At 58.5% G+C, this 436-nt stretch carries 2 protein-coding genes; one reads left to right on the top strand and one right to left on the bottom strand.

What is annotated here, in order from left to right; translation table 11 throughout:
- The coding region (locus ACU8YC_RS28145) for a hypothetical protein (protein ID WP_446896415.1) at nt 1–220 on the bottom strand (220 nt) is incomplete at its 3' end.
- Between ACU8YC_RS28145 and ACU8YC_RS28150 the strand changes: the two genes are divergently transcribed.
- A partial coding sequence (locus tag ACU8YC_RS28150; RefSeq protein WP_446896416.1) for a hypothetical protein occupies nt 201–436 on the top strand: 236 nt, incomplete at its 3' end. The two genes, ACU8YC_RS28145 and ACU8YC_RS28150, sit on opposite strands and share 20 nt — an antisense overlap.

The following is a 436-nucleotide window of genomic DNA, read 5'->3' on the forward strand; positions in this document are numbered from 1 at the left end:
AAAAATACCCCGCGCCTGTTCCTCCGGCAAATCCCCCCGTGGCACAACCACCGGTTAATCCGCCCGGGACACCACCGCCGGTTAATCCGCCCGTGACACCACCTCCGGTTAAGCCGCCCGTGACGCCGCCAGCGGTTAATCCGCCCGTGACACCGCCAGCGGTTAATCCGCCAGTGACACCGCCAGCGGTTAAGCCGCCCGTGACGCCGCCACAGGACATCCCTCAGGAAAAACCGGAGATCACTATCATTGATGTTATCAATAGCCGCCAGGCAATGGCCGACACAGCAAAGAGAAGCTACCAGGTATTGGATTTATGCCAGCAGGCATTAACATCACTGTCGGACCAACGTTGCTATAGTACCCCTGGCAACCGTTACTGCCTGAAGTCTTTTTTCCAGGCCGACGCGATGCAAGGCAATCGCCGGGATAGTGC

The organism is Citrobacter sp. VF227 (assembly GCF_052950715.1).